The sequence below is a fragment of the Billgrantia hypersalina genome, from assembly GCF_052584175.1.
This window is the reverse complement of record NZ_JBMIQI010000018.1, coordinates 618,593-645,423: the sequence shown is the minus strand read 5'-3', so window position 1 is coordinate 645,423 and position 26,831 is coordinate 618,593. Positions and strand designations below refer to the sequence as shown.

The following is a 26,831-nucleotide window of genomic DNA, read 5'->3' as shown; positions in this document are numbered from 1 at the left end:
CCGAACCCGCCAATGTCTGGAAAAAATGGAAGCAAAGAAACCTTTCCCTAAGAAAGGTATAAGAAATTTGTACAAATAGGAGGCAGGGGTTATATCGCGACAGTCGCTAGAAGGTACGCGCCGGCGTGCAGCAGCTCACCAGGCGGCAGGGCACACCGCTGGGGTTGCGGAAACGGTGGGGAACGTTAGTGTCGAAGTAGTAGGCTTCACCGGGGCCGAGCAGGCGGGTTTCGGGGCCGATGGTGATCTCGATCTCGCCTTCCAGCACCACGCCGGCCTCCTCGCCCTGGTGGGCGATCATCTCGCGGCCGGTGTCGGCACCGGCTGGGTAGGTCTCGATCATGAAGGCCAGCGCGCGGCTGGCGCGATTGGCGCCGACCAGCTTGTAGATGACTTCGCCACTCCCGACGTCGGTCAACTCGTCGGCGGAATAGAAGACCTGGTTGCGACTCTCCATGTCCATGGTGAAGAAGTCCCCGACGCTGATGGGGATAGCATCGAGAATCTTCTTCAACGAGCTGACCGAAGGGCTGACCTTGCCCTGTTCGATGAGCGACAGGCTCGAGTGGGTCACGCCGCAGCGCTTGGCCAGCTCACGCTGGGAAATGCCTCGCAGATTGCGCAGAGCACGCAGGCGCGTGCCGACATCGTCCGACATGCCAGTCTCCTTCCAGGCGGGCGCCGCCGGCAACGGCACCCCGACAGGCTCAGCAGAGGTCGTCCAGCTTCTGCTTGAGCAGTGCATTGACCTGCTGGGGGTTGGCAGTGCCGCGCGAAGCCTTCATGACCTGGCCGACGAAGTAACCGATCATCTTGCCGCGCTTGTCCGGCTCGGCATCGCGGTACTGCGCCACCTGGGCCGGGCTGTCTTCGATTACCTGGTCGATCATCGCCTCGATGGCGCCGGTGTCGGTAACCTGCTTTAGCCCCTGGGCCTCGATGATGTCGTCGGCGTTCGCGCCCTGGCCGTTCCACAGCGCCTGGAAGACCTGCTTGGCAGCCTTGCCGTTGATGGTGTCATCCATCACACGCACGATCAGCTCGCCGAGCTGGCGGGCCGACACGGGGCTGTCCTTGATCGCCAGCCCCTCGCGATTCAGAGCGCCCGCCAGTTCGCCCTGGACCCAGTTGGCGGCCTGCTTGGCATCACCGCAGACATCCTTCACTTCGTCGAAGTAGTCGGCCATCTCGCGGGTGGCGGAGAGCACGCTGGCGTCGTAGGCGGAGAGCCCCAGCTCGTTTTCGAAGCGGGAACGCTTCTCGGCGGGCAGCTCCGGCAGGTTGTCGCGCAGGTGGTCGATGTAGGCCTGGTCGAGCACCACCGGCAGCAGGTCGGGGCAGGGGAAATAGCGGTAGTCGTTGGCTTCCTCCTTGGTGCGCATGCTGCGTGTCTCGTCGCGCTCAGGGTCGAACAGTCGGGTCTCCTGCACGACCTTGCCGCCGTCCTCCAGCAGCTCGATCTGCCGCTCCACCTCGAACGCGATGGCACGTTCGACGAAGCGGAAGGAGTTGACGTTCTTGATTTCGGCGCGGGTGCCGAAGGCCTCCTGTCCTTGGGGGCGCACCGAGACGTTGACGTCGCAGCGCATCGAGCCCTCGGCCATGTTGCCGTCGGAAATGCCCAGGTAGGTGACGATCGAGTGGATCGCCTTGAGGTAGGCGGCGGCCTCCTTCGCCGAGCGCATGTCGGGCTCCGAGACGATCTCGAGCAGCGGCGTGCCGGCGCGGTTGAGATCGACGCCGGTCATGCCGTGAAAGTCCTCGTGCAGCGACTTGCCGGCATCTTCCTCAAGATGCGCATGATGGACGCGGATCGGCTTGGTGGTGCCGTCCTCGAGGGTGATCTCGACCACGCCCGCGCCCACGATGGGCTGATACATCTGGCTGGTCTGGTAGCCCTTGGGCAGGTCCGGGTAGAAGTAGTTCTTGCGGTCGAATATCGAGACCTCGGGGATCTCGGCATGGATCGCCAGGCCGAACTTCACCGCCATCGCCACCGCAGCCTCGTTGAGCACCGGCAGTACGCCGGGCAGGCCCAGGTCGACAGCGCACGCCTGGGTGTTGGGCTCGGCGCCGAAGGCAGTGGAGGCACCGGAGAATATCTTGGAGCGGGTGGCGAGCTGGACGTGAACTTCCAGCCCGATCACGGTTTCCCATTGCATCAGGCTTTCTCCTCGGCGAAGGCGGGGCGTTGACGGTGCCAATCGGTAGCCTGCTGGAACTGATGGGCGACGTTGAGCAGGCGTGCCTCGGTAAAATGGCTGCCCAGTATCTGCAGGCCTACCGGGCGGTTGCCCACGAAGCCGGCCGGCACGCTCATGCCGGGTATGCCCGCCAGATTGATGGCAATGGTGTAGATGTCCTGCAGGTACATCGATACCGGGTCCTTGTTGGCCCCCAGGTCGAAGGCCGGGGTAGGGGAGGCGGGGCCCATCAGCACGTCGACTTCCTCGAAGGCGTCGAGGAAGTCCTGACGTATCAGGCGACGCACCTGCTGGGCCTTCTTGTAGTAGGCGTCGAAGAAGCCTTCGGAAAGGGTATGGGTGCCGATCAGTATGCGGCGCTTGACTTCGTCGCCGAAGCCCTCGGCGCGGCTGCGCTTGTAGAGGTCGATCAGGTCGACGGGGCTGTCGCAGCGGTGGCCGAAACGGACGCCGTCAAAGCGCGACAGGTTCGACGAGGCTTCCGCGGGAGCGATCACGTAGTAGGCCGGTATCGCGTAGTGGGTGTGGGGCAGGCTCACTTCGCGCACGTTGGCGCCGAGCGACTCGAAGACCTTGATGGCATCGCGTACCGCTGCCTCGACTTGCGGATCCAGGCCATCGCCGAAGTATTCGCGGGGCAGGCCGATCTTCAGCCCTGCAAGGGGGGTATCGAGCTCCTCGGTGTAATCGGGTACGCCGCGCGCCACGCAGGTGGAGTCGCGCAGGTCGTGGCCGGCCATGGCGGCCAGCAGCAGGGCGCAATCCTCGGCGGAGCGAGCCATGGGGCCGGCCTGGTCGAGACTCGAGGCGTAGGCAATCATGCCGTAGCGAGACACCCGGCCGTAGGTGGGCTTGAGCCCGGTGATGCCGCAGAAGGCGGCGGGCTGGCGGATGGAGCCGCCGGTGTCCGTGCCGATGGCGGCCGGCACCAGGCCGGCAGCCACCGCCGCGGCGCTGCCGCCTGAGGAGCCGCCGGGCACTGCGGTGAGATCCCAGGGATTCTTCACCGGGCCGTAGTGGCTGTTCTCGTTGGATGAGCCCATGGCGAACTCGTCCATGTTGGTCTTGCCCAGGCTCACCGTGCCGGCGGCGGCAAGCTTCTCGACCACGGTGGCATCGTAGGGGGCGATGAAGTTGTCCAGCATCCGTGAGCCGGCGCTGGTCTTCACGTCCCGGGTGCAGAAGATGTCCTTCAGTGCCAGCGGCAACCCGGTCAACATGCCGGCCTTGCCTGCGGCGCGGGCGGCATCGGCGGTATCGGCGTCGGCCAGGGCCTGGTCGTAGGTGACGGTGATGAAGCTGTTGAGCGTGCCGTCGAGACGGTCGATGCGGCCCAGCAGGTGCTGGGTCAGTTCGCGGCTGGAGAACTCACCGGCTTCGAGCGAACGGGTCAGTTCGGCAAGGGTCTTGTCATGCATGCGGCATGGCTCCATGAAGGCGTGCCGTGGTTGAAGAAGGCGGATCCTGGTTGGCTGGCGACCGGGTCGGCCGGCCAGGTTCACTCGACGACGCGGGGAACCAGGTAGAGTCCGTTCTCGACGGCCGGGGCGCAGCGCTGGAAGCGGCTGCGCTGGTCACCCTCGGTGACTTCGTCGGCGCGCAGGCGCTGGGTGACGTCGAGCGGATGGGCCAGCGGGGCGACGCCGTCGGTGTCAAGTGCCTGGAGCTGGTCGACCATCTCGAGAATGCGGCCAAGATCGTCCACGTAACGGGCGGCCTCGTCGTCGGTCAGGCCGAGTCGGGCCAGGTGGGCGGCCCGCTGCACGTCTGCGTGTTCAAGCGCCATGAGCTGAGTGTCCTCGCACGGATGGAGTGTTATGAACAGCAGGAAAAGGTACCATATCCGAGGCCTGTCGGGCACTCTTCTCGCGCCTGGGGCGGAGCCATCTCGCTTGCTGCATGGAGGCGGCAATGATACCGTTTGCCTCCGCACTGCTCCCGGTCTGCACTAGGTAACGACGTCCATGTTCAAACGCTTGAGGGGGCTGTTCTCCAGCGATCTTTCCATCGATCTGGGTACGGCCAATACACTGATTTACGTTCGCGGTCGCGGTATCGTGCTCGATGAGCCGTCGGTGGTGGCCATTCGCCAGTCCGGCAACATGCGCAGCGTGGCCGCAGTTGGCGCCGACGCCAAGCGCATGCTGGGCCGCACGCCGGGCAACATCACGGCCATTCGGCCGATGAAGGATGGCGTCATCGCCGACTTCACCGTCACCGAGCAGATGCTCCAGCACTTCATCCGCAAGGTTCACCAGAGCACTTTCCTGACGCCTAGCCCGCGGGTGCTGGTCTGCGTACCCTGCATGTCGACCCAGGTCGAGCGACGGGCGATCAAGGAGTCCGCCGAGGGCGCCGGTGCCCGCGAAGTCTTCCTGATCGAGGAACCCATGGCCGCCGCGATCGGCGCCGGCCTGCCCGTTGACGATGCCCAGGGCTCGATGGTGGTGGACATCGGTGGCGGTACCACTGAGATCGCCATCATCTCGCTCAACGGCGTGGTCTACTCCGAGTCGATCCGGGTCGGTGGCGATCGCTTCGATGAAGCCATCTCCGCCTACGTGCGCCGTCATTACGGCAGCCTGATCGGCGAGGCCACCGCCGAGCGCATCAAGGAGGAGATCGGCTGCGCCTATCCTGGTGGCGAGCTGCGTGAGATCGACGTGCGTGGGCGCAACCTGGCCGAAGGCATTCCGCGTAGCTTCACCCTCAATTCCCATGAGATTCTCGACGCCCTGCAGGAAACGCTCTCCTCGATCGTCGCCGCGGTCAAGAGTGCGCTTGAGCAATCTCCGCCGGAGCTGGCTTCCGACATTGCCGAGCGCGGCCTGGTGCTGACCGGTGGTGGTGCCCTGTTGCGCGACCTGGACAAGCTGATCGCCGAGGAAACCGGCCTGCCGGTTATTGTCGCCGAGGATCCGCTGACCTGCGTGGCGCGCGGGGGCGGCAAGGCACTCGAGATGATTGATCGCCATACCTTCGAGCTGCTCTCGAGCGACTGACGCTGCCGCAAGGCCGCCTACCAGTGCGAATCGACGTATGAACAGATATTGCCAGCTGGTGTGCTGCGCCCGGTGCGGGGGGGACGTCTATTAAACCGCTGTTCTCGCACGGTTCTGTGCCTGGCTACCGCATGCTGATCTGTGCGGTGGCCGCGTCCGCGTTTATGTTCGTCGATCATCGCTTTACCCGGATGGAAGAGGTGCGTGCGCAGCTCACCACCATCGTGGCGCCGATCCAGTGGTTGGTCGCCCTGCCCAGCGACGTGCTCACCTGGGGCTCGCTGGCCCTTTCCGATCAGCGTGCGTTGGTGGAAGAGAATCGCCGCCTGCGCGAGCAGGTCCTGCACCTCTCCCATCGGGTCCAGCACATGTCGAGTCTGACAGCGGAAAACGTGCGTCTGCGCGAGTTGCTGAATGCTGCACCGCGGCCGGAGGCATCCTACATCACCGCCGAACTGCTCTCCCTCGATGCCGACCCGTTCACCCACCAGATGGTGATCGACCGCGGTCGTCGCAACGGTGTCCACGTGGGGCAGCCGGTCATCGATGCCTCGGGACTGGTGGGGCAGGTGACGGCCGTCTCGGCCTATTCCAGCCGGGTATTGATGGTGGTCGATGCCAGCCATGCGCTCCCGGTACAGATCAATCGCAACGGTCTGCGCTTCGTGCTGCAGGGTGGCGGCCAATACGAATCCCTGCGCGTCATGCATGTGCCGGACACGGCCGATGTACGCGAAGGGGATCTGCTGGTGACCTCGGGGCTGGCCGGTCGCTTCCCGCCTGGCTACCCGGTGGCCAGGGTAACCGAGGTGGTCCACGATCCGGGGCAGCCGTTCGCGCGGGTATCTGCCGAACCCGTGGCTCGCCTGGAGCGCTCGCGCCATTTCCTGCTGATCTTTCCGCCCGAGCCGCCGCCGGTGCCCGACGAAGCGATGTGGGACCGTGAATTGCCTGAAAAGATCGATGACGTTATTGATACGGCATCAGCGACAGAGGAAGTGGACTGATGCCGAGCGGACCGCAAACGGCCCTGCCGTGGGTCTGGCTCACGCTGTTGCTGGCGCTCTGCCTGCAGGTGATGCCGCTGGCCGAGGGCTGGCAGATTTGGCGTCCCGACTGGCTGGGGCTGATGCTCATCTACTGGTGCATGTCGACCCCCGACCGCGTGGGCGTCTTCCATGGCTTCGTGCTGGGCTTCCTGCTTGACCTCATCGAAGGGGCGCCGCTGGGGCAGAACGCGTTGACCCTGTCGCTGCTGGCCTTTCTCGCAGCGTTGGTCTATCCCCGCTTTCGCACCTATTCCCTGCTCCAGCAATCGTTGCTGATCCTGGTGCTGCTGGGCCTGGCCCAACTGGTCGAGCAGTGGCTGCGCACCCTGTTCGGCCCCTTCTCAATTCACCTCGCCTTCCTGTTGCCCTCATTGATCGGTGCGGCGCTGTGGCCGTGGCTGGCGACCATGTTCCGGGCCTTCGAGCGGCGCTTGGCGGAAAGAGACTGAGGCGCGACGCATGACCGAACTCCCCCAAACTCCCGTCCTCTGCCTGGCATCGGCCTCGCCGCGTCGCCGCGAGCTGCTTGGCAGCATTGGCGTCGCGGTCGAGGTCAGGCCGGTGGATATCGACGAGACCCCGCGGCCAGGCGAGCGGCCCGAGGCGTATGTCCTGCGTCTGGCTCGCGAGAAGGCGTTGGCGGGCGGACGCCTCTCGTCGTTGCCGACACTGGGCTCGGATACCGCCGTGGTCTGCGCCGGCCGCATTCTCGGCAAGCCCGCCGACAAGGCCGAAGCGTTATCCATGTTGCGCATGCTGTCCGGGCGCAGCCACGAAGTGTTGACCGGCGTGGCCGTCACGGGCCCGGCAGGCCTGCTCGATGCGTGTGCAACGACCCGGGTCCGCCTGCGCGAGATTGCCGAAGAAGAGATGGCCGCCTACTGGGCCACCGGAGAACCGGCCGACAAGGCGGGGGGCTATGCCATTCAGGGGTTGGCGGCGATTTTCGTGGAGCGCATCGAGGGCAGCCATTCGGCGGTGGTCGGTCTGCCGCTGTTCGAGACGGCTCGGCTGCTGGCGCGGCAAGGCGTGCCGCTGTGGAAGGGTGCTGCCTAGTCGCGGCTCTATGTCATAATGCGGCGAAGACTGAACTGGACAAGGATTTCCGCATGAGCGGCGAAGTACTGATCAACCTGACGCCGATGGAAACCCGTGTGGCGGTGGTGGAGAACGGCGTGCTGCAAGAGGCGCTGATCGAGCGTACGCGGCGCCGCGGCATCGTGGGCAATATCTACAAAGGCCGCGTGGTGCGAGTCCTCCCGGGCATGCAGGCGGCTTTCGTCGATATCGGCCTCGACCGTGCGGCCTTCATCCATGCCCACGAAGTGATGCCGCCGGGCACGCCGCCCGAGGAGCAGGCGTCGATCGGTCAGCTGCTCCACGAGGGGCAGGCCCTCGTCGTCCAGGTCACCAAGGATCCCATCGCTTCCAAGGGCGCGCGCCTGACGACGCACCTTTCGGTGCCGTCCCGCTATCTGGTCTACATGCCTGACTCCCCCCATCATGGTGTCTCCCAGCGCATCGAGGACGAGCGCGAGCGTGAGCGTCTGCGCGAACTCCTCGAGCAGTGCCAGAGCGAGCAGGAAATCGAAATCACCGGTGGGTTCATCGTGCGTACGGCGGCGGAAAACGTGGGCAAGGATGAGCTTTTTGCCGATATGCACTTCCTGCTGCGCCTGTGGCGCAAGGTCAGCGAGCGCAAGGTGACGGCCCCGGCACCCAGCGTCATCTACGACGACCTGCCGCTGTTCATCCGTACGCTGCGCGACCTGATGCGCGACGAGATCGAGAAGGTGCGCATCGATTCGCGGGAGAATTACGTCAAGCTGCTGGAGTTCGCCGAGGAGTTCATGCCCGATTCCTCTGCGCGTATCGAGTATTATCCCGGCGAGCGACCGATCTTCGACCTCTACAGCGTCGAGGACGAGCTTCAGAAGGCGCTGGGTCGAAAGGTACAGCTCAAGTCCGGTGGCTATCTGGTGATCGACCCCACCGAGGCGATGACCACCATCGACGTCAATACCGGTGGCTACGTGGGGCATCGCAACCTCGAGGAGACCATCTTCAAGACCAACCTCGAGGCGGCTAACGCCATCGCCCGCCAGCTGCGCCTGCGCAACCTGGGCGGCATCATCATCATCGATTTCATCGACATGGAGGATCCGGAGCATCAACGCCAGGTGCTGCGGGTACTCGAAAAGGCGCTCGAGCGCGACCACGCCAAGACCAAGTGCACCGGTGTCACCGAGCTGGGGCTGGTGCAGCTGACCCGCAAGAGGACTCGTGAGAGCCTGGAGCAGACCTTGTGCGAGGCGTGTCCGACCTGTAGCGGGCGTGGCACCTTGAAGACGGCCGAGACGGTCTGCTACGAGATCTTTCGCGAAATCCTGCGCGAGGAGCGCGCCTACAACGCCGAAACCTACATGGTTCTGGCTTCCCAGCCGGTGGTGGACCGGCTGCTCGACGAGGAGTCCGCGGCGGTCGCCGATCTGGAAGCCTTCATCGGCAAGACCATTCGCTTCCAGGTTGAAGGCCACTATTCTCAGGAGCAGTACGATATCGTGCTGATGTGAGCGGCCGATGCATCCGTCCCGTCAGGTAGGCCGCTGGATCCTTACGCTTGTCGCCGTGCTGCTGGCATTGGTTGCGCTGCTGCTGCTGGCACTGCGGCTGGCGTTGTCCCAGGCCGACCACCTGGCGCCTCGCCTCGAGCGCCTGCTCGAGGCGCGCACCGGCGCCGCGGTGGAGCTGCGCGAGCTGGAGGCGCGATTCGCTCGACTCGACCCGTTGGTCGAAGCGGGAGGCCTCACGCTGAGCACCCATGAGGGCGAGGCCGGCTTGCCGCTGCTCGAGGTCGAGCATGTCCGCCTGCGCCTCGGTACCGTTGCCAGCCTGCGGACCGGGGTGCCGTTGGTGGAGGATGCGCAGCTGAGCGGCCTGACGCTGCACCTGTATCAGGACGAGCAGGGTGGCTGGCACTGGCCGGACCCGGCCAGCATCCCCCCGGAACTGCTCGAGGGCGAATTCGAGCTGGAACAGCTCGATTCCTGGATGGGGCTGTTGCTGCGTCAGCGTGCCTGGGTCGAGGACGTCAGGCTGGTGCTGCACGGGAGTGAGCGCCGGGTCGACATGCTGGCGCCTCGCCTGCTGCTCACCGGCGACGAACGGCGTGCCCATCTCGAGGGTGAGGTGCATCTCGAGGGACAGCAGGAGGCCTCGTTGCAGGCCGCACTGGAAGTCTTGCCGGGGCCGGCCGGCTTTCGCGACTTCAGCGCCGCGCTCCAGGCGGAGATGAAGCTCGACACCTTGATCGATCTGGTTGAGGTCTTCACCCCTGACGACCCCCTGCGTCTGGTGGATGCTGACGGAGACGTCACGCTCTGGGGCCGCTGGCATCGCGGTGAGCTGGCAGATGCCCGGGTCGATGCCGACATTCCTCGCCTGGCGCTGCGCCGCGACGACGAGCCGATCGTGCTGGAGCCGTTCCGGGCGCGCGGTCAATGGCTGCGCAACGACGAGGGCTGGGAAGCGTGGCTGCAGGGCGATGCTTCAGCCGCCGACTGGGCGGAGCCCCATGAACTGGAGCGCGAGCAGGAGCCGGCGTTGCCGCACTTCTGGCATCTTCGCCATGACGGTGACGGCTGGTGGCTGACCACCAGCCAGTTCGAGCTGGCTTCGCTCGCCGCCTGGCGTGAGCGCATCCTGCTGCCGGAAGGTCTGGTGCGCACCATCGATGCCTTGGAGCCCCGCGGCCTGGTGTCCGGGTTGGCCGTGGGGCGGCGCAACGGAGAGTGGCTGGCGCAGGCGGCCGTGCATCAGGTCGAGGTGGAGCCCTGGGATGAGGTGCCGGGAGGCGGCCCGCTGGACGCCTGGGTCGAAGCGCGCGATCTCACAGGGCGTGTCGAGTTTGTCGGGGTCGGCGAGCCGGTATTGAAATTGCCGCAGCTCTACGAGGCGCCGATGGAACTCTCCCATGCCAGCGGCGAGGTGCGCTGGACCTATGAGGGGCCACGTACCTTCGTCAGCGGACGCAACCTCATGGCGGGCTGGCAGGGAGCCGAGGTCGAGGGGGGGTTCGGCCTGGCGATCGGAGGCGGCGTACACGGCGGCCTGGGGCTCGACCTGCGCTTCCGCGACGTGGATGCCCTGGAAAGGCCGCTGATGGATTGGTTGCCTGCCGATGTATTGGGAGAAGAGCTGGACGCCTGGCTGGCCGCAGGCCTGGCCGGGCGCGTGCCTTCCGGCGAGCTGCGCCTCCACTTGCCCTTGCGGCGGGGTGGCAGTGGCGTCGAGCCCCGCTTGCAGCTCGACCTGGAAATCGAGGAGGGCAGGCTGCCGTTCGATCCGCAATGGCCGGTCATCGAATCGCTCGAGGGGCAGCTGCGCGCCGGCATCGGCAGCCTAGACGCCGTGGTGCGGCATGCCGAAAGTCTGGGCGTCCAGGGCACCGAAGGGCGAGTCACCATCGAGGACGATGTGTTGCGGGTGACGGGCGATCTGGCAGCGGATGGCGATGCCCTGCGCCGCTACCTTCAAGCGATCCCCGTCGATGGCATGGAGCAGGTGGCAGACTGGCGCGGCGAGGGCCGCGCGGAAGGTCGGCTCGACCTGACCACACGCCTCGGTCAGGAAGAGGGCTTTCGGCTCGATCTCGATGCCGATGTGGACATGGAGCGGTTGGTCTATTTGCCGCTGGACGTCAACTGGCACAATGTGCAGGGACCGCTTGCCTGGCGTCAACGTGATGACGAGAGCGGCCTCGAGGGCCAATTGGAGGCACGCCTATTCGGCGGCCCGTTCAATGCGGACATCGACACCCTGGCCGGTGACATTGAGCTCGACGGCGCTTTCGAGGTGGCGCGAGTGCTACAACGCTTCGATCTTGCCGATCTAGGCACAAAAGTCTCGGGACGCCTGCCCTGGCGAAGCCGGTTCTCGCTCGGCGAGGAGCGCACTACCTTCCGCTTCGACAGCAATCTACAGGGCGTGGCCATCGACTTGCCGGCACCGCTGGGCAAGGCGCAGGACGAGGCTCGGCCGCTGTGGGTGACGGCCGATCTGGATCAGCAGCGGGTCGAAGCCGAACTGGGCGGCGACGCGCGCCTGCGCTGGCGAGGCTTGCCGTGGTCCGACCTTGGGCAGGGACAGTTCTGGCTGGGGCGGTTGCCGGATTCTCCCGAGTGGCCAGCGCATGAGGGTTGGTCGGGCACCCTCTACCACTCGCAACTCGACCCGTTGCTGTGGGGGGAGGCCTTGGCGCCGCTGCTCTCCGGCGGGGCGCCGACGCAAGATAACGACGCCTCACCATTGCAGCGCTTGCGGGTGGAGACCGCCTGCCTCGTGTTACGCCAGGAGTGCCAGGGGATAATGACGGCAGAAGCGCGCCCGCACGACGAAGGAGGCTGGCGTGTGGCCCTTCAGGGCGATCTGCTCGAGGGTCGCCTCGATTACCGCCCTGATCTTGCCGCGCCGCTTGATATCGATATCGACAGGGTAACCCTGGATGGCCTGTTGCCTGCCCAGACGGAAGGGGCCGGCAACCTGCTGGAAGATCTCGATGTACCGCCCGACCCGACGCCTCTTCCCGACTGGACCGCGGACATGCCCAATGGCCGTCTGCGCCTTGCCGGGATACTTTACCAAGGGCGAGAGATCGGCCCGCTGACCGCTTACTGGGAGGGGGGCGCGCAACGGCTCACGCTGGCTCCCCTGGGTCTGACGCTGGGTCAGGTTACGGCGCGGGGTGAAATCGTCTGGGAGTCCGCTGGCCCAGGCGACAGCCTGACGCGTTCACGCATCGACCTTGATGGGGGCGACCTGGGTACCGCCCTGGAGCGCCTCGGCCAGCCGGTATCCATTACCAGTGATGAAACTCGCGTACGCAGCCAACTCGCCTGGCCGGGCCCGCCCTGGCAGTTCGCCCTGGCACGATCACGCGGCAGTATCGACGTGGAACTGCGCGAAGGCCGTTTCGTCAATCTCGAGTCGACCACGGCGCGTCTGGTGGGCTTGCTCAACGTCGACAACCTGCTACGCCGCCTGCGCATGGATTTCTCCGACGTGACCGGCCAGGGCACGGCTTTCGACCAAGTGGTCGGGGCGGCTACCCTGTATGGGGGTGTACTGGAAACCAACGGCCCGGTCAGGATCGATGGTCCGGCCACCTCTTTCACGCTGGACGGTACCGTCGATCTCGCCCGCAGGGAACTGGACCAGCGCCTGGGCGTCACAGTGCCAGTCAGCAGTAGTCTGCCGCTTGCCGCCGTGATCGCTGGTGCGCCGGTGGTGGGCGGCGCTCTATACATTGCCAACCAGCTGTTTGGCAGCGCCCTCGACCAGGTCACTCGAATCCATTATCGCGTGCGCGGTCCCTGGACCTCGCCGGACATCACACTGGAAACCGCCGAATGACGACATCTTCCACCGCACTGCTCGATACCGCCGCCGAGATTCTCCTGCATCCCGGTGGGCTGGGCATCGACTCGCTCGACGACGGCCTAGGCCATGTGCTGGCGCCCGGCATCGACTACGCCGACCTCTACTTTCAGCGGAGCTGGCATGAAAGCTGGGTTCTCGAAGATGGAGAAGTCAAGGAGGCCGGTTACAACATCGACGGGGGCGTCGGGGTGCGTGCCATGGCCGGTGAAAAGACCGGCTTCGCCTACTCCAACCAGATCACCGTCGATGCCCTGGCCGAAACGGGGCGTACGGCTGCGGGTATCGTCCGCAGCGGCGCCACCCTGTCGGCCGGTTCGCGGGTCGTGAGCCGGACGACGTTGCGCTACGCCTCGATCGATCCCCTGTCGGGGCTCTCGGCGGAGGAAAAGATCGCGCTTCTGAAGCAGGCCGACCGGGTAGCGCGTGCTGCTGATCCGGCTATCCGTCAGGTCAGCGCATCGCTGACCGGCGTGCACGAAGTCGTGCTGGTGCGTGCCAGCGACGGCTCCCTGGCGGCCGATGTGCGCCCGCTGGTGCGCTTTAACGTCAGCGTCATCGCAGTGAAGAACGGCCGCCGCGAGCGCGGCAGTGCCGGCGGCGGAGGCCGCTATGCCATGTCACGGCTACGCGACGACAACGTTGCCGAGCGCTTCGCCAAGGAAGCCGTGCGCCAGGCCCTTGTCAATCTCGACGCCGTCGATGCCCCCGCCGGTCAGATGCCGGTCGTGCTCGGTCCCGGCTGGCCCGGTATCTTGCTGCATGAGGCGGTCGGGCACGGCCTCGAGGGGGATTTCAACCGCAAGGGCAGCTCGGCCTTCGCCGGACGCATGGGGCTGCGCGTGGCCGCGCCCGGTGTCACGGTGGTGGACGATGCCACCCTGGCCGACCGTCGCGGCTCGATGAGCGTGGACGACGAGGGTACGCCGGGCCAGTACACCCCGCTGATTGAGGACGGCATCCTTACCGGCTACATGCAGGATAAGCTCAATGCCCGGCTGATGGGCATGAAGCCCACCGGCAATGCCCGGCGCGAGTCATTCGCTCACATGCCGATGCCGCGCATGACCAATACCTACATGTTGGCCGGCCAGGATGATCCGGCCGATATCCTGGCGAGCGTCAAGCGCGGCATCTATGCGGTCAGCTTCGGTGGTGGCCAGGTTGACATCACTTCGGGCAAGTTCGTGTTCTCGGCAAGCGAGGCCTACCTGATCGAGGACGGCAGGGTCACCGTACCGGTCAAGGGCGCGACATTGATCGGTAACGGGCCCGAGGCGATGGGGCGGGTGTCGATGATCGGGCACGACCTGGAACTGGATACCGGTATTGGCGTATGCGGGAAAGAGGGGCAGGGCGTGCCGGTGGGGGTGGGGCAGCCGACACTCAAGCTGGATGAGCTTACGGTAGGCGGGACCGCCTCCTGAGTGATGCAAAGGATTTCGTGAGGGTGCCTTTATCGGCGGCGAGGGCTCAGGGCGTAGGGAGCGCCCAGGGAAGGGGTTGCAGCGCCTTCTCGAAAGCCTGCCGCCGCGGCCCCGTTAAGTCAGGCGATCAGTGGCAGGCTCTGATCTGCTCTTGCGTTTTCACAGTCCCGCCGTATCGCGGATCAGCTTGAACAGTTTGCGCGCATTGGCCGGCGGTTTGCCTCGCTCGCGTTCGCTCTTGGCGTTGCGAATGAGCTGGCGCAGCGCCTGGCGATCGACGTCGGGATGCTCTTCGACGAAGGCTTCGACAGCCCCATCGCCCTCGTCGATCAGGCGGTCGCGCCATTTTTCGAGACGATGGAAGGCCAGGTCGCGGCGGCGGTTCTCCAGCTCGATCTCGTCGAACACGGCCTGGATCGCTTCCAGGTCCTCGCGCCGCATCAGCTTGCCGACGTATTGCATGTGGCGCCGGCGCCCTTCGTGGGAGCGGATGCGGGAGGTTTCCTCCACCGCGGCCAGCATGTCATCCGACAGCGGAAAACGTGCTCGCTCGGTGGGCGTCATGGCGATGATCTGTTCCCCCAGCGCTTGCAGCGCGTGCATTTCGCGCTTGAGCTGGGACTTGCTGGGTCTTTCGTCAGCGGAAGAGGGGATATCCTGGGTCATGCCGAATCCAATTGGTGGAAGTCGAAAGTTTCTTGGCCATCGAGAAGCGATTAGGCTCGAATGACAGCAGTATACCAGTCCGCTGCCAGGGGAAGTGTTTCCCCGCGGCGGGAAGCGATCAGTACGCAAACCGGTACGGCCGGTGAACGAGGGAGATGAACATGAGCAAGGCTTTCGATGCCGCCGCCCAGCAAGCCCTGCTGGAATCGCGTGCCGAGCAGGCGCTGGCCCTGGCCCGACACCTGGGAGCCGATGCCTGTGAGGTGGGGGCCAGCGTCGATCAGGGGATAGGCATCAGTGTGCGCGAAGGGGAGGTGGAGTCCGTCGAGCTCTCCCGCGACCAGGGGGTTGCCGTCACGGTTTACTTGCGTGGACATAAGGGCAGCGCATCTTCCACCGATGCTGGGGAAGCCTCGATCCGTGAGGTCGTGGAAAAGGCCATGGCCATTGCGTTGTACACCGGTGAGGATCCCGCTGCAGGATTGGCCGACCCGGAGCTGATGGCGACCGAGCTGCCCGATCTCGATGTGCACCACCCCTGGCCACTCTCTACCGAGCAGGCTATTGAGCTGGCGCTGGCCTGTGAGGCGGCCGGTTTGGCCGAGCCTGGTATCCGACAATCCGAGGGAGGTTCGCTCTCCAGTGGCGAAGGCGTCCGGGTCTATGCCAACAGCCATGGCTTTCTGGGCAGCCAGCGCGGCAGCCGCCACTCGCTCTCCTGCATGCTGATCGCCGAGGACGAGAACGGCATGCAGCGCGACTATGACTACACCAGCGCGCGCAACCCCAGCGACCTGCGGGACGCCGAGGCGGTGGGAAAGAGTGCTGCCGAGCGCACCCTGAGTCGTCTGGGAGCGCGTCGCCCGGCCACGGGGCGCCTGCCGGTGATGTTCGATGCCAGCGTGGCCAGCGGCCTCGTCGGTCACTTGATGAGCGCCATCGCCGGAGGATCGCTCTATCGCCAGGCCTCGTTTCTCTGCGACCGGCTGGGCGAGCCGCTGTTTCCCGGCTGGTTCAGCCTGGGAGAGCGGCCCATGGAACGCGGTGCCATGGCCAGCTCGCCGTTCGATGGGGACGGTGTGCAAACCCGTGACAACGTCTTCATCGAAGATGGCCGGTTGTCCAGTTACATGCTCTCGGCCTACAGTGCGCGTCGCCTCGGCATGCAGACTACCGCCAACGCGGGTGGCGCGCGCAACCTGCGCATCATGGCGCCGTTGCGTTCACGTGAAGCGTTACTCGCCAGGATGGGGCGTGGCGTGCTGGTCACCGAGCTGATGGGGCAGGGGGTCAATGGCGTGACGGGCGACTATTCGCGTGGTGCCGCCGGCTTCTGGGTCGAAAACGGCCAGATACAATATCCGGTCGAGGAATTTACCATCGCGGGTAACCTCGAGGCGATGTTCCAGGGGCTGCAGGCCGTAGGCAACGACATTGATACTCGCGGCAGCATCCATACCGGCAGCTGGCTGATCGACGAAATGACCGTGGCCGGCAGCTGAACCGGATATGCCTTACCGCAGAATCGGCGGGAATGAGCGAGCGATGGACAGGCGAAGCCCGATGAGCAAGCGGAATTTAGGGAACCTAAACGAGCATTGCGAAGCGGGCTTCAGCGCTGCATGGCCGAATGGCAGCCATTCCTCTATTTCCTAATAATCCTCTTCGAAGCGGGCGTCGAACAGGGCTTCAATGGCCTCCAGCGCCGCTTCGGCCTCCTCTCCCTCGGCGCTGACCTCCAGCTCGGTGCCGCACGGGGCGCCCAGCATCAGCAGTGCCATTATATTGCTGGCATCGGCCTGTTGCGGCCCGCGGCTGACGATGACACGTGCATCGAAGGGCTGACAGCACTGCACCAGCTTGGTGGCAGCGCGGGCGTGAAGGCCGCGTTTGTTATTCAGCGTCAGCTTGCGGCTGGGCACGCTCAGAATCCTTGCGTTCAGACGATGGGCCGGTCAGCTCCTGCGCTGAGGTAAACGGAGTATGGATGCCGAGTTCACGATGGCGCAGCCGCACGTCAGGCTGCTGACGTGCCAGGTGATGCGCCAGGCGCTCGGCCAGGTACACCGAGCGGTGCTGACCCCCGGTACAACCGATGGCAACGGTCAGGTAGCTGCGGTGAGTGTCGCGATACGCCGGCAGCCAGCGGTCGACCCAGGCGGTTATGTCGTCGAGCATTTGATGAACCAGGGGATACTGCTCCAGAAACGCCACGATGCTGGGCTCCCGCCCGGTAGCCGAGCGCAGTCGCGGGTCCCAGTACGGATTGGGCAGGCAACGGGCATCGAACACGATATCGGCATCGAGTGGCACGCCGCCCTTGAAACCGAACGATTCCACCGTCAGGGTCAGCTGATCGGCACGGTGGCTGGCCACCTGCTCGGTAATGCGGCCGCGCAGGTCGTGGACCGACAGCCGCGATGTGTCGATGACCAGATCCGCCAGGTTACGTATGTCGCTCAGCGTGGTGTCTTCCGACTCGATGGCTTCGTTCAGGGTCATGTCCCGGCCGCGAGTCAGCGGGTGGCGGCGACGGGTGGCGGAATAGCGCTCGAGCAGAATGCGGGCATCGGTGGTCAGATAGATGACCTGGCAGTCGACCTGCTTGTTGCGCAGTTCCTCCAGCAGACGTGGAAAGCGCTCCAGGGCGTGAGGCAGATTGCGGGCATCGATGCTCACGGCAATCGAGTTCTGGATCGAGGGTGCATGGCGCAGTTCCTCGACAAGAGAGCCGAGCAGCATCGCCGGCAGATTATCGATGGCGTAGTAACCGATGTCCTCGAGCGCTTGCAGTGCGATCGACTTACCGGAGCCTGAACGGCCGCTGATGATCACAAGCTGCATGGCGTTTCTCCTGATCAGGGGCTGGCCGAGCGGCGTCTAGGGAGGAGGGGTCAGGCCGAAGAGTGTCGTCGAATGGCCTCGATGAGGCCCTGGTGAAGTTCACGCTGGCTTTTGCACTTGCGCAGCCGCGCACGTGTTTCGGAATCGTTCATTACGCTGGCAACCTGACTCAGCAGCGACAGATGCGTGTCGTCGGCTTCCTCGGGTACCAGCAGCACGAAGACCAGGTCCACCGGCTCGCCGTCGATGGCATCGAAGTCGATGGGCTCGGCCAGCTTGAGGAAGGCGGCTACCGGGCTATGGCAGTGAGGGTTGCGCGCATGCGGAATAGCCACGCCATTGCCGATGCCGGTGCTACCCAACCGCTCGCGACCGATCAACCTGCCGAAGACCTCCTGGCTGTCGAGGCTCGGGGTGTTCTGCGCAATGAAAGTGCTGAAGAACTCCAGCACCCGCTTTTTGCTGCCCCCGGGAACGTCGAACAGGGCACGCTCCGGGGGCAGGATGGTTTCCAGTGTCATGGCGTCTCAGCGAATGCCGGCGCCCTGGGCGCGGGCCTGGGCCTTTTCCTTGTGTTTGACCAATTGGCGGTCGAGCTTGTCGGTCAGCGCATCGATGGCGGCGTACATGTCGGGATCGGAAGCTTCGGCGTGCAGATCGGCACCGGCGGCGTGCAGCGTACAGGCGGCCTGTTGGCGCTCCTTCTCGATGGAGAGGGTGACCTGAACATTGGTGATATTGTCGTAATGTCGCTGGACGCGGTTCAGCTTTTCGCTCACATAGTCACGCAGCGAATCGGTCAGCTCAACATGATGGCCGGTGATGTTGACTTGCATGACAAGCTCCTTCGTCCTTCGTGTGGTAGTACGATTGTAACCCTTTTTGCCTCCCTGCAAACCCCTCCGAACGAAGGCCTTGCCCGGCGTCAACGCTTCGCTCTGGGCTCAGCGAAAACGCTTGCGTTCGCTCGAGGAAGGGATTCCCAGTGCTTCACGATACTTGGCAACGGTCCGGCGTGCCACCTGTATGCCATCGTCGGCCAGCAGTTCCACCAAGCGGCTGTCGGAGAGCGGCTTGCGTGGCGGTTCGTCGGCGATCAGCTTGCGAATTCGGGCGCGGATGGCCGTGCTTGAGTGAGCATCGCCGTCACCGTTGCCGCCGACCTGGCTGGAAAAGAAGTACTTCAACTCGAAGACGCCACGGGGCGTGTGGATGAACTTCTGTGTCGTCACCCGAGAGATCGTCGACTCGTGCATGTCGACCGCCTGGCCGATGTCCGCCAGCACCAGCGGTTTCATGGCTTCCTCGCCCTGTTCGAGGAAGTCGATCTGGCGTGCCATGATTTCGCGCCCGACGCGCAGCAGCGTATCGTTGCGGCTCGCCAGGCTCTTCATGAGCCAGCGTGCCTCCTGCAGGTGATCCTTGAGAAACTGGTTGTCCTGGCTCTTGTCCGCGCGCCGCACCAGGGCAACGTAGTCGGGCTGGATGCGCAGCCGCGGAAGCGCCTCTGCATTGAGCTCCACACGCCAGCCCGACTCATCGTGATAGGCGATCAGGTCCGGCGTGATGTAATTGCTGCCGACCTCGGCATAGGCGCTGCCCGGGCGCGGGTCCAGCGAGCGCACCAGGGCGATGACATCGTCGAGTGACTCGTCGTCAAGCCCCAGGCGGCGCTTGAGCAGGCGGCGATCATCGGCTGCCAGTGCCTCGAGGAATTGTCGAACCAGGCGCCGCGCCTGAGGTAGCAGAGGCGTATCGTCGGGCAGCGTGGCCAACTGCAACATCAGGCATTCGCGCAGGTCGCGAGCGAAGACGCCGGTAGGCTCGAACTGTTGCAGGCGCAGTAGTATCTGCTCGACTTCACGGGTCGGCAGCCCTTCGAGCCCCTGCTGGCGCAGCCCGTCGCGAATCTCCTCCAGCGGTTGGGCCAGATAGCCCGTGCCGTCGACCGCATCGATCAGGCTTTCAGCGATCTGGCGCTGGCGTTCGTTCAGATCGGTCATCGCCAATTGCCAGATCAGGTGGCCGGCGAGTGTCTGCCCCGACGCCTGGCGTTCGAAATCCGGTCCTTCACCGCTACTGCCTGAGTTCATGGCATGATCGGGATAGGTATCCGTCCAGTCGCTGTCGGTAGACAGTTCGCTGGGGATTTCACTGGCCCAGTCGTCGCTCTCGGCTTGGCCGACCGCTTGTTCGCCAAAGCCGTCGTCAAGCTCCAGCATGGGATTGGACTCGAGCGCCTGCTGTATCTCCTGACGCAGGTCGAGTGTCGAGAGCTGCAGCAGGGCGATAGCCTGCTGCAGTTGCGGTGTCATGGTCAGCTGGGTGCCGACCCGTAGTTGCAAGGATGCTTTCATGGCCATGAGGATAACGGGCTCATCTGCCGGGGAAGCTCTACCCTAGACCGCCGGGCGATGACTTGCAAGGATAAGCTCTGCAATAAGCATGCCATCGGCAATATTCATGCCTTTACAGTATATGCGCTTGCCGATCAAGAGGTTGCTCAGAGAAAAAGTGGCTATAGCCGAAAATCTTCACCCAGGTACACCTCCCGCACCCGCCGGTTGGCCAGAATGGCCTCGGCGTCCCCGTCGGCAATGATCTGGCCGTCGCCGACGATATAGGCGGAATCACAGATGTCGAGTGTCTCGCGTACGTTGTGGTCGGTGATCAGTACACCGATATTGCGAGCCTTGAGCTGTCGTATGATGCTCTTGATCTCGCCAACCGAGATCGGATCGACCCCGGCGAAGGGTTCATCGAGCAGGATGAACGCCGGCTCGGTTGCCAACGCTCTGGCGATCTCGACCCGTCGTCTCTCGCCGCCCGACAAGCTCATGCCCAGGTTGTCGCGGATGTGAGTGACGTGGAAGTCTTCCAGCAGCTGCTCGAGTCTCGCATGCCGGCCTCGGCGATCCAGGTCCCTGCGTGTTTCCAGAATGGCCATGATGTTGTCGGCTACCGACAGCTTGCGAAATATCGATGCCTCCTGGGGCAGGTAGCCGATGCCTGCCCGGGCTCGCTCGTGCATGGCGCTGCGCGAGAGATCCAGGTCGTCGATGAAGACCTCGCCGGCGTCCGCCTTGACCAGGCCCACGATCATATAGAACGAGGTGGTCTTGCCGGCCCCGTTGGGGCCAAGCAGACCCACCACCGAGCCCTGCTGGATGGAGAGGCTGATGTCGTGCACCACGCGGCGCCGCTTGTAGCTCTTGGCCAGATGATGAGCTTTCAGGGTTTTCATCGCCATTTCAGCGCTCCGGCTGCAGCGTCATTCGGATACGCTGGTTCCCCTCTACCCCTTCTCCCTCGGCGCGGGCCTGGACGACGCGGCGGTCGAGGAAGTATTCGAGATAGCCGCCTTCGAAGGTGTCGCCGCCCTGGTGCAGCTCGGCCCGGTCGATGAGCTCCACCCGGCGCTCGGCCACGTGATAGATGATGGTTCTTCCCCAGCCGCGTACCACGGGCTGGTCGGGGTCGGGTTGCTGCTCGATATAGGCGCGCTGCCCACGCGCCGTGGCACGGGAGAGTTCGCCCGCGGCGTTGCGATGAATCTCGACGCGATCGCCGGTCAGCCGCATGGTGCCCTGGCGAATGTCGACGTTACCGGTATAGATGGCAGTGCCGGCGCTGTCATCGAGGTCGAGCCGGTCGGCTTCGACCTCGACGGGCTGCTCGGCATCGCGTTGCTGTGCCATGGCCGGCATCCCCCACACCATGCCGGCCAGCGCCAGGGTGAACAGCAGTCGGGCGGTCGGGAGCTTGCATCGCTTCATGGCGTGGAATCCTCTTGGGTGTCTGCATTGGCCCGCCCCGGTTGGGCGTTTTCCGGGGGATGAAAGCCGCGGACATTGTCGGTCAATCGCGCCCGGTTGTCATGGATCCAGGCATCGAAGCGCTCGCCGCGCATGCGTTGCGGCGGCTGCTGCAGCAGGGCGGACGTTTCGCTCCAGGCGTGTCCCAGGTCGGCGTCGAAATGCAGGGTTTCGGTATCGAGCTGCCAGCGCTCCTCGGGGGCAAGCAGCCGGGCGTCGCCGGAAAGGGTCAGGGGATTTCCGCCCGGACCGAGACGGCCTTCATTGCCATTTGCCACCCATAGCCGGCCTTCACGGTCGATCATGTGGGCCAGCGGCGTGACCGCACGGGTGACGTCGTCATGAGGCGTATGGACCAGGCGCGGGCTCTCCAGGCGCTGGTGCGGTCGACCCTCGGCGTCGAAGCGGGTCACGCGTGCTTCTTCGAGGAAGTAGTCAGGCTCACCGGCCTCGTCGGTGGGCACCGGTCCGGTCACGGGCTCCTGCCAAGGATCCAGCCAGGCGATCAGGCCGCCTAGACCGAGCAGCAGCAGGAGCAGCCATAGGCGGAACGACGGGCGTGGCAGACGACGTAGCATCGGCGGGGCGGCCTCAGCGCTTGCCGTGGAGGTAGGTGTCGATAAGGGCGTCGCGATGTCCCTGCGCCTCGAGCAGCAGGTCGCAAATCTCGCGTACCGCGCCATGACCGCCGCTGCGCTCGGTAACGTAATCCGCAAGGGCACGGACGTAGGAGGGGGCGCCGGGAACGGCGATGCCGACGCCGGCGCGCTGAATGGGCGCCAGATCGGGCAGGTCGTCACCGCAATAGGCTACCTGCTCGAGTTCGATGCCCCTGCGGGAGCAGAGTTCACGCAAGATGGCGAGCTTGTCCTCGCAGCCCTGAAAGACGTGGTCGACGCCTAGGGCGGCAGCGCGATGGCTGACCATGGGCGAGTCGCGGCCGGTCAGGAATGCGACCTGTAGTCCGGCGCGCCGCAGCAGCTTGAGGCCGAGACCATCCTGGGTATGAAACGCCTTGATCTCGATGCCGTCGGCCTGGAAGTAGAGACGGCCGTCGGTGAGTACGCCATCCACGTCCAGCGCCAGCAGGCGTATCCTGCGCAGGCGGTCGAGAAGATTGTGATCGAGTGTGGAAGTGGCCGGAGCCATGGGCTCTCCTTGGACAGGGTCGGGTCAGATCACGCCGCTTCGCAGCAGGTCGTGCATGTGCAGGGCACCGATCGGGTGGCCCTCGTCATCGACGACGGCGAGCGCCGTTATCAGGTTGTCCTCCATGACTCGCACCGCTTCGGCAGCCAGCACGTCGGGGGCTATCCGCTTGCCGGGGCGAGTCATGACGTCATCCACCGTCAGTCGGCTGAGGTCCTGATACTGGTCGAGCGTACGACGCAGGTCGCCGTCGGTATAGACGCCGATCAAGCGGTCGTGTTCGTCGACGACACAGGTGAAGCCGAGCCCCTGCCGAGTAATCTCGAGCAGGGCGTCGCGCAGCGGGCTGCCCAGCGGCACGCGCGGCAGCCGCTCGCCCTGGTGCATCAGGTCGCTGACGCGCAGCAGCAGGCGCTTGCCCAGGCTGCCGCCGGGGTGTGAGAGGGCGAAATCCTCGGCAGTGAAGCCGCGTGCCTCGAGCAGGGCGACGGCCAGGGCGTCACCCAGAGCCAGTGCGGCGGTGGTCGAGGCGGTCGGCGCCAGGTCCAGCGGACAGGCTTCGCGCTCGACGCCTGCATCGAGATGGGCGTCGGCATGGCGAGCCAGCGTCGAGTCGGGGCGTCCGGTCATGCTGATCAGGGGCGTGCCGATGCGCTTGAGCAGGGGCAGCAGGGCGGTGACCTCGGCGGTTTCGCCGGAGTTCGACAGCGCCAGGACCACATCGCCCCGCGTGATCATGCCCAGGTCGCCGTGGCTGGCTTCACCGGGATGCACGAAGAAGGCTGGAGTGCCGGTGCTGGCGAGCGTAGCGGCAATCTTGCCGGCGATATGGCCCGACTTGCCCATGCCGGTCACGACCACTCGACCCTGGCAGGCGAGCATCAGCTCGCAGGCGCGGTCGAAATGGCTGTCGAGACGCTCGAAGAGCGCCGCGATGGCCTGCTCCTCGATCTGCAAGGTGCGCCTTGCGCTGTCTCGCAGCGGCGAAGAGCCCGGGGCGGAAGCGTCGACGGAGGCGGTGGGGGCGTCTGAGGTCATAGCGAGATTGTTGCCCGATGTGAGGTTTCACTCAAGGGTGGCACCTCCGCTGAAGCCGAGCCAGGCCAGGTATCCGGCGTAGGCGACAAGGAGGCAGACGCCGATGGGGCGGCCGAGACGTCCCTGGCGATGCCATAGCAGCAAGATGGCCAGGGCCAAGGTGAGCACCAGCATCACGCGGTAGTCACGTCCCGCGGCATCCGGATGCGGTGGCCCGGGGGCGATCATGGCCGGAATCGGCAGTACCGCGAGCAGGTTGAACAGATTGGAGCCGATCACGTTGCCTATCGCCAGGCCATGGTGGCGCTTGAGCGCGCTGGCCACGCAGGCCGCCAGTTCCGGCAGGCTGGTGCCCACCGCGACCACGGTAAGCCCGATGATCAGTTCGCTGATGCCCAGGTTGCGTGCGAGTTCGCTGGCGCCCCATACCAACGCACGTGAACTCAGCGAGAGCAGAAGCAGGGTCGCAACGAGCCAGAGCAGCGCGCGCTTCAGCGTCATGTCGGGTAGATTGTCGGCCGGGTTGGCGTCGGGGGTGTCGGCGCGCACCAACCACCAGATGCTGAAGACCAACAATACCAGCAGAATCAGGCCGTCGAAGCGCCCCAGGACGCCGTTGGCGAGGGCATAGCCGGTGACGCCGGTCGCCCCGAGCAGCAGCGGTAGCTCTCGGCGCACGAGGGAAAAGGGGACCGGAATGGGGCGCACCAGCGCCGTTGCGCCCAATACCAGGCCGATGTTGGCGATATTGGAGCCCAGTGCGTTTCCCGTGGCCAGGTCGGGTACGCCGTCCAGGGCAGCAAAGAGCGCCACCACCATCTCCGGGGCCGAGGTACCCAGCGCCACCACGGTCATGCCGACCAGCATGGCGCTCAGCCCGGTGCGGCTTGCCGTGGCGGCGGCGGCATTGACGAAGCGATCGGCGCTCCAGGTCAGGCCGACCAGACCCAAGGCGAGTGCGATCAGGGGAAGCAGCATGGCGAAGCCACATGGCAGCGAATAAGGGGGCACATTAGACGTCTAAGCTGGCTCATGTGCAAGCGGCCGAGGTGCAGGCTGGCGCCGAGCGGCGGAGTTAGGATACGATGTTCGATAATTTTTCCAAGGATCTCTGCGGCATGATCGATTCCCCCTTGGTGGAGGTGAAAGGACTGCACTTCTCCCGCGCCGAGAAGGCCATCTTTCGTGGCGTCGAAATGCAGATTCCCCGGGGCAGGATCACCGCCATCATGGGGCCCAGCGGGACCGGGAAGACGACGCTGCTGAAGCTGATCGGCGGCCAGCTCGTGCCCGATGTCGGCCGGGTCCTCGTCGACGGGCAGGACGTTCACGCCTTGTCGCGCAGGGCCCTGTTCGTCCTGCGCCGTCGCATGGGCATGCTGTTCCAGAGCGGCGCCCTGTTCTCCGATCTCAGCGTATTCGAGAACGTGGCATTTCCGCTGCGAGTGCATACCGACCTGCCGGAAGCGATGATACGCGACCTGGTGTTGATGAAGCTGCAGGCCGTGGGGCTGCGCGGGGCGCGCGAGTTGATGCCCGCCGAACTCTCCGGCGGCATGGCGCGGCGCGTTGCCCTGGCCCGGGCCATTGCGCTTGACCCCGATCTGGTGCTCTATGACGAGCCTTTCGTAGGGCAGGACCCGATCTCGAAGGGCGTGCTGGTGCAGCTGATCAAAAAGCTCAACGAGGCGCTGGGGCTGACCTCCATCGTGGTGTCGCACGATATTCAGGAAACGCTTTCCATCGCGGATTACGTCTATGTCATTGCCGATGGCAAGGTCATGGCTCATGGCACGCCGGAGAGCCTCGACGTCGACGAGGACCCGCGGGTGAGCCAATTCGTGCACGGCGAGCCGGATGGTCCCGTGCCCTTTCACTACGCCGCGCCCGATTTCTTCCACGATATCCTCGATCAGGAGGGTCGGCCATGATGGGGCGCATACTGAGTCTGGGGCGCCACGGCTGCGACGTGCTCGAGGCGCTGGGTCGCTCGGGCCTGTTCCTGGCCCAGTCGGCGATCGGCGTACCGTCTCGTGAGGGTTTTTACCTTTGGCTGCGGCAGATGCACTTCGTTGGGGTGCTGTCGCTCGCCATCGTCCTGGTGTCCGGTCTCTTCATCGGCATGGTATTGGCGTTGCAGGGCTATACCATCCTGGTGGATTTCGGTGCCGAGCAGGCGCTGGGGCAAATGGTTTCGCTGTCATTGCTGCGCGAACTGTCACCGGTGGTAGCGGCCCTGCTGTTCGCCGGTCGCGCCGGCTCGGCGTTGACTGCCGAGATTGGCCTGATGAAGGCCACCGAGCAGCTCACGAGCATGGAGATGATCGGCGTCGACCCGCTGCGTCGGGTGGTGGCCCCAAGGCTATGGGCCGGTTTCGTGGCATTGCCGCTTCTGACCGTCGGCTTCAGCGTGGTCGGAATCTTCGGCGGCTATCTGGTCGGCGTCGAGTGGCTGGGGGTATTCGAAGGCTCCTACTGGGGCAATATGCAGGCCAGCGTCGCGTTCGTGGAGGACGTCGGCAACGGCATGGCCAAGAGTCTGGTGTTCGCCCTGGTGGTGACCTGGATCGCCGTGTTTCAGGGCTATGACCTGGTGCCGACATCGGAGGGGATCTCGCGTGCCACTACACGCACGGTGGTCTACTCCTCATTGGCGGTGCTGGGGCTCGATTTCGTGCTCACCGCCGTCATGTTCGGAGGATTTTCCTGATGACTGAGCGGTATGGAGAAGCAGGATGAAGCGCAGCAAGACAATGGAGCTCGGGGTCGGTCTTTTCATGCTGGCCGGTATCCTGGGGCTGCTGTTCCTGGGGCTGCGGGTCAGCGGGCTGACCTTCACGGCCCCGGGAGATACCTTTCAGCTCGAAGCCAACTTCGCCAATATCGGCAGTCTCAAGCCGCGCGCACGCGTCACCATGTCGGGTGTCACGGTGGGGCGGGTCAGTGCCATCGAGCTCGACCGTGAATGGTACGATGCGCGAGTGATTCTGGAACTTGACTCGGAGCTGGAGGATCAACTGCCGCGTGACACTACGGCGGCCATCCTCACCGCCGGCCTGCTCGGCGAGCAGTATATCGGACTCAGCGTCGGTGGCGATCCCGAGACGCTGGGAGATGGCGACACCATTCGTGACACCCAGTCTGCCGTCGTGCTGGAAGAACTCATCCAGCAGTTCGTGTCCAATATGGTCAACGATTAAGT

General features: G+C 64.9%; 27 protein-coding genes. 11 read left to right on the top strand and 16 right to left on the bottom strand.

Features of this window, described 5'->3' with window-relative positions; genetic code table 11:
• Positions 1 to 106: 106 nt before the first annotated feature.
• From ACOJCM_RS17530 to gatC, 4 genes are all read right to left on the bottom strand, one after another.
• Entirely contained in the window at positions 107 to 658 is a 552-nt protein-coding gene (locus tag ACOJCM_RS17530) for a cupin domain-containing protein (protein WP_445213350.1), read from the bottom strand.
• A 49-nt stretch (positions 659 to 707) separates the two neighbouring features.
• Positions 708 to 2,162: an Asp-tRNA(Asn)/Glu-tRNA(Gln) amidotransferase subunit GatB gene (gatB, locus tag ACOJCM_RS17525; protein WP_445213349.1), complete on the bottom strand. Its 1,455-nt coding sequence runs from the start codon at positions 2,160 to 2,162 to the stop codon at positions 708 to 710.
• Complete coding sequence (gene gatA, locus ACOJCM_RS17520) at positions 2,162 to 3,622, bottom strand: Asp-tRNA(Asn)/Glu-tRNA(Gln) amidotransferase subunit GatA (RefSeq protein WP_445213348.1); 1,461 nt, start codon at positions 3,620 to 3,622, stop codon at positions 2,162 to 2,164. The genes gatB and gatA overlap by 1 nt, the downstream gene beginning before the upstream one ends.
• 80 nt (positions 3,623 to 3,702) lie before the next feature.
• Complete coding sequence (gatC, locus tag ACOJCM_RS17515) at positions 3,703 to 3,990, bottom strand: Asp-tRNA(Asn)/Glu-tRNA(Gln) amidotransferase subunit GatC (protein ID WP_445213347.1); 288 nt, start codon at positions 3,988 to 3,990, stop codon at positions 3,703 to 3,705.
• Between the two features lie 178 nt (positions 3,991 to 4,168).
• On the opposite strand from gatC, the gene ACOJCM_RS17510 reads away from it, so the two are divergent.
• From ACOJCM_RS17510 to tldD, 7 genes are all read left to right on the top strand, one after another.
• Positions 4,169 to 5,206, top strand: coding sequence for a rod shape-determining protein (locus ACOJCM_RS17510; protein ID WP_104201758.1), 1,038 nt, complete (start codon positions 4,169 to 4,171; stop codon positions 5,204 to 5,206).
• 131 nt (positions 5,207 to 5,337) lie between these two features.
• Positions 5,338 to 6,213, top strand: a complete 876-nt coding sequence (mreC, locus tag ACOJCM_RS17505) for a rod shape-determining protein MreC (RefSeq protein WP_445213346.1) — start codon at positions 5,338 to 5,340, stop codon at positions 6,211 to 6,213.
• Entirely contained in the window at positions 6,213 to 6,704 is a 492-nt protein-coding gene (gene mreD / locus ACOJCM_RS17500; RefSeq protein ID WP_445213345.1) for a rod shape-determining protein MreD, read from the top strand. The genes mreC and mreD overlap by 1 nt, the downstream gene beginning before the upstream one ends.
• Before the next feature lie 10 nt (positions 6,705 to 6,714).
• A complete protein-coding gene (locus tag ACOJCM_RS17495; RefSeq protein ID WP_445213344.1) occupies positions 6,715 to 7,311 on the top strand; it encodes a Maf family protein in 597 nt (198 codons plus the stop codon).
• Positions 7,312 to 7,364: 53 nt separating this feature from the next.
• Positions 7,365 to 8,828: a ribonuclease G gene (gene rng, locus ACOJCM_RS17490; protein ID WP_445213343.1), complete on the top strand. Its 1,464-nt coding sequence runs from the start codon at positions 7,365 to 7,367 to the stop codon at positions 8,826 to 8,828.
• Between the two features lie 7 nt (positions 8,829 to 8,835).
• Complete coding sequence (locus ACOJCM_RS17485) at positions 8,836 to 12,666, top strand: YhdP family phospholipid transporter (protein WP_445213342.1); 3,831 nt, start codon at positions 8,836 to 8,838, stop codon at positions 12,664 to 12,666.
• Positions 12,663 to 14,117, top strand: a complete 1,455-nt coding sequence (tldD, locus tag ACOJCM_RS17480; RefSeq protein ID WP_445213341.1) for a metalloprotease TldD — start codon at positions 12,663 to 12,665, stop codon at positions 14,115 to 14,117. The genes ACOJCM_RS17485 and tldD overlap by 4 nt, the downstream gene beginning before the upstream one ends.
• A gap of 159 nt (positions 14,118 to 14,276) precedes the next feature.
• Here tldD and yjgA read toward each other — a convergent pair whose 3' ends face one another.
• On the bottom strand, positions 14,277 to 14,783 hold the full coding sequence (yjgA, locus tag ACOJCM_RS17475) for a ribosome biogenesis factor YjgA (RefSeq protein WP_445213340.1): 507 nt from the start codon (positions 14,781 to 14,783) through the stop codon (positions 14,277 to 14,279).
• Positions 14,784 to 14,944: 161 nt separating this feature from the next.
• Between yjgA and pmbA the strand changes: the two genes are divergently transcribed.
• Positions 14,945 to 16,285 (top strand): metalloprotease PmbA, encoded by a 1,341-nt coding sequence (gene pmbA / locus ACOJCM_RS17470; protein WP_445213339.1) that lies wholly within the window; start codon positions 14,945 to 14,947, stop codon positions 16,283 to 16,285.
• A gap of 150 nt (positions 16,286 to 16,435) precedes the next feature.
• Here pmbA and ACOJCM_RS17465 read toward each other — a convergent pair whose 3' ends face one another.
• From ACOJCM_RS17465 to ACOJCM_RS17415, 11 genes are all read right to left on the bottom strand, one after another.
• Entirely contained in the window at positions 16,436 to 16,705 is a 270-nt protein-coding gene (locus ACOJCM_RS17465; protein ID WP_445213338.1) for an HPr family phosphocarrier protein, read from the bottom strand.
• Positions 16,677 to 17,627 (bottom strand): RNase adapter RapZ, encoded by a 951-nt coding sequence (rapZ, locus tag ACOJCM_RS17460; RefSeq protein ID WP_445213337.1) that lies wholly within the window; start codon positions 17,625 to 17,627, stop codon positions 16,677 to 16,679. The genes ACOJCM_RS17465 and rapZ overlap by 29 nt, the downstream gene beginning before the upstream one ends.
• A gap of 50 nt (positions 17,628 to 17,677) precedes the next feature.
• Positions 17,678 to 18,148: a PTS IIA-like nitrogen regulatory protein PtsN gene (ptsN, locus tag ACOJCM_RS17455; protein WP_445213336.1), complete on the bottom strand. Its 471-nt coding sequence runs from the start codon at positions 18,146 to 18,148 to the stop codon at positions 17,678 to 17,680.
• A gap of 6 nt (positions 18,149 to 18,154) precedes the next feature.
• Positions 18,155 to 18,463 (bottom strand): ribosome hibernation-promoting factor, HPF/YfiA family, encoded by a 309-nt coding sequence (gene hpf / locus ACOJCM_RS17450; protein ID WP_086509853.1) that lies wholly within the window; start codon positions 18,461 to 18,463, stop codon positions 18,155 to 18,157.
• A 108-nt stretch (positions 18,464 to 18,571) separates the two neighbouring features.
• On the bottom strand, positions 18,572 to 19,990 hold the full coding sequence (locus ACOJCM_RS17445; protein ID WP_445213335.1) for an RNA polymerase factor sigma-54: 1,419 nt from the start codon (positions 19,988 to 19,990) through the stop codon (positions 18,572 to 18,574).
• A 155-nt stretch (positions 19,991 to 20,145) separates the two neighbouring features.
• The gene (gene lptB, locus ACOJCM_RS17440) at positions 20,146 to 20,871 is read right to left on the bottom strand and encodes an LPS export ABC transporter ATP-binding protein (RefSeq protein WP_445213334.1); all 726 of its coding nucleotides are present in this window, start codon (positions 20,869 to 20,871) and stop codon (positions 20,146 to 20,148) included.
• 7 nt (positions 20,872 to 20,878) lie between these two features.
• Positions 20,879 to 21,403, bottom strand: coding sequence for a lipopolysaccharide transport periplasmic protein LptA (gene lptA, locus ACOJCM_RS17435; RefSeq protein WP_445213333.1), 525 nt, complete (start codon positions 21,401 to 21,403; stop codon positions 20,879 to 20,881).
• Positions 21,400 to 22,020: an LPS export ABC transporter periplasmic protein LptC gene (gene lptC, locus ACOJCM_RS17430; protein WP_445213332.1), complete on the bottom strand. Its 621-nt coding sequence runs from the start codon at positions 22,018 to 22,020 to the stop codon at positions 21,400 to 21,402. The genes lptA and lptC overlap by 4 nt, the downstream gene beginning before the upstream one ends.
• Before the next feature lie 13 nt (positions 22,021 to 22,033).
• Positions 22,034 to 22,591: a KdsC family phosphatase gene (locus ACOJCM_RS17425; protein ID WP_445213331.1), complete on the bottom strand. Its 558-nt coding sequence runs from the start codon at positions 22,589 to 22,591 to the stop codon at positions 22,034 to 22,036.
• Positions 22,592 to 22,615: 24 nt separating this feature from the next.
• Positions 22,616 to 23,629, bottom strand: coding sequence for a KpsF/GutQ family sugar-phosphate isomerase (locus ACOJCM_RS17420; protein ID WP_445213330.1), 1,014 nt, complete (start codon positions 23,627 to 23,629; stop codon positions 22,616 to 22,618).
• 27 nt (positions 23,630 to 23,656) lie between these two features.
• Positions 23,657 to 24,607, bottom strand: coding sequence for a calcium/sodium antiporter (locus ACOJCM_RS17415; protein ID WP_445213329.1), 951 nt, complete (start codon positions 24,605 to 24,607; stop codon positions 23,657 to 23,659).
• A gap of 140 nt (positions 24,608 to 24,747) precedes the next feature.
• On the opposite strand from ACOJCM_RS17415, the gene ACOJCM_RS17410 reads away from it, so the two are divergent.
• The 3 genes from ACOJCM_RS17410 to mlaD are packed head-to-tail and all read left to right on the top strand — an operon-like array spanning position 24,748 to position 26,829.
• Positions 24,748 to 25,560, top strand: a complete 813-nt coding sequence (locus ACOJCM_RS17410; RefSeq protein WP_445213501.1) for an ABC transporter ATP-binding protein — start codon at positions 24,748 to 24,750, stop codon at positions 25,558 to 25,560.
• Positions 25,557 to 26,339, top strand: coding sequence for a lipid asymmetry maintenance ABC transporter permease subunit MlaE (mlaE, locus tag ACOJCM_RS17405; RefSeq protein ID WP_445213328.1), 783 nt, complete (start codon positions 25,557 to 25,559; stop codon positions 26,337 to 26,339). The genes ACOJCM_RS17410 and mlaE overlap by 4 nt, the downstream gene beginning before the upstream one ends.
• Positions 26,340 to 26,364: 25 nt before the next feature.
• Positions 26,365 to 26,829, top strand: coding sequence for an outer membrane lipid asymmetry maintenance protein MlaD (gene mlaD, locus ACOJCM_RS17400; RefSeq protein ID WP_445213327.1), 465 nt, complete (start codon positions 26,365 to 26,367; stop codon positions 26,827 to 26,829).
• Positions 26,830 to 26,831: the final 2 nt, after the last annotated feature.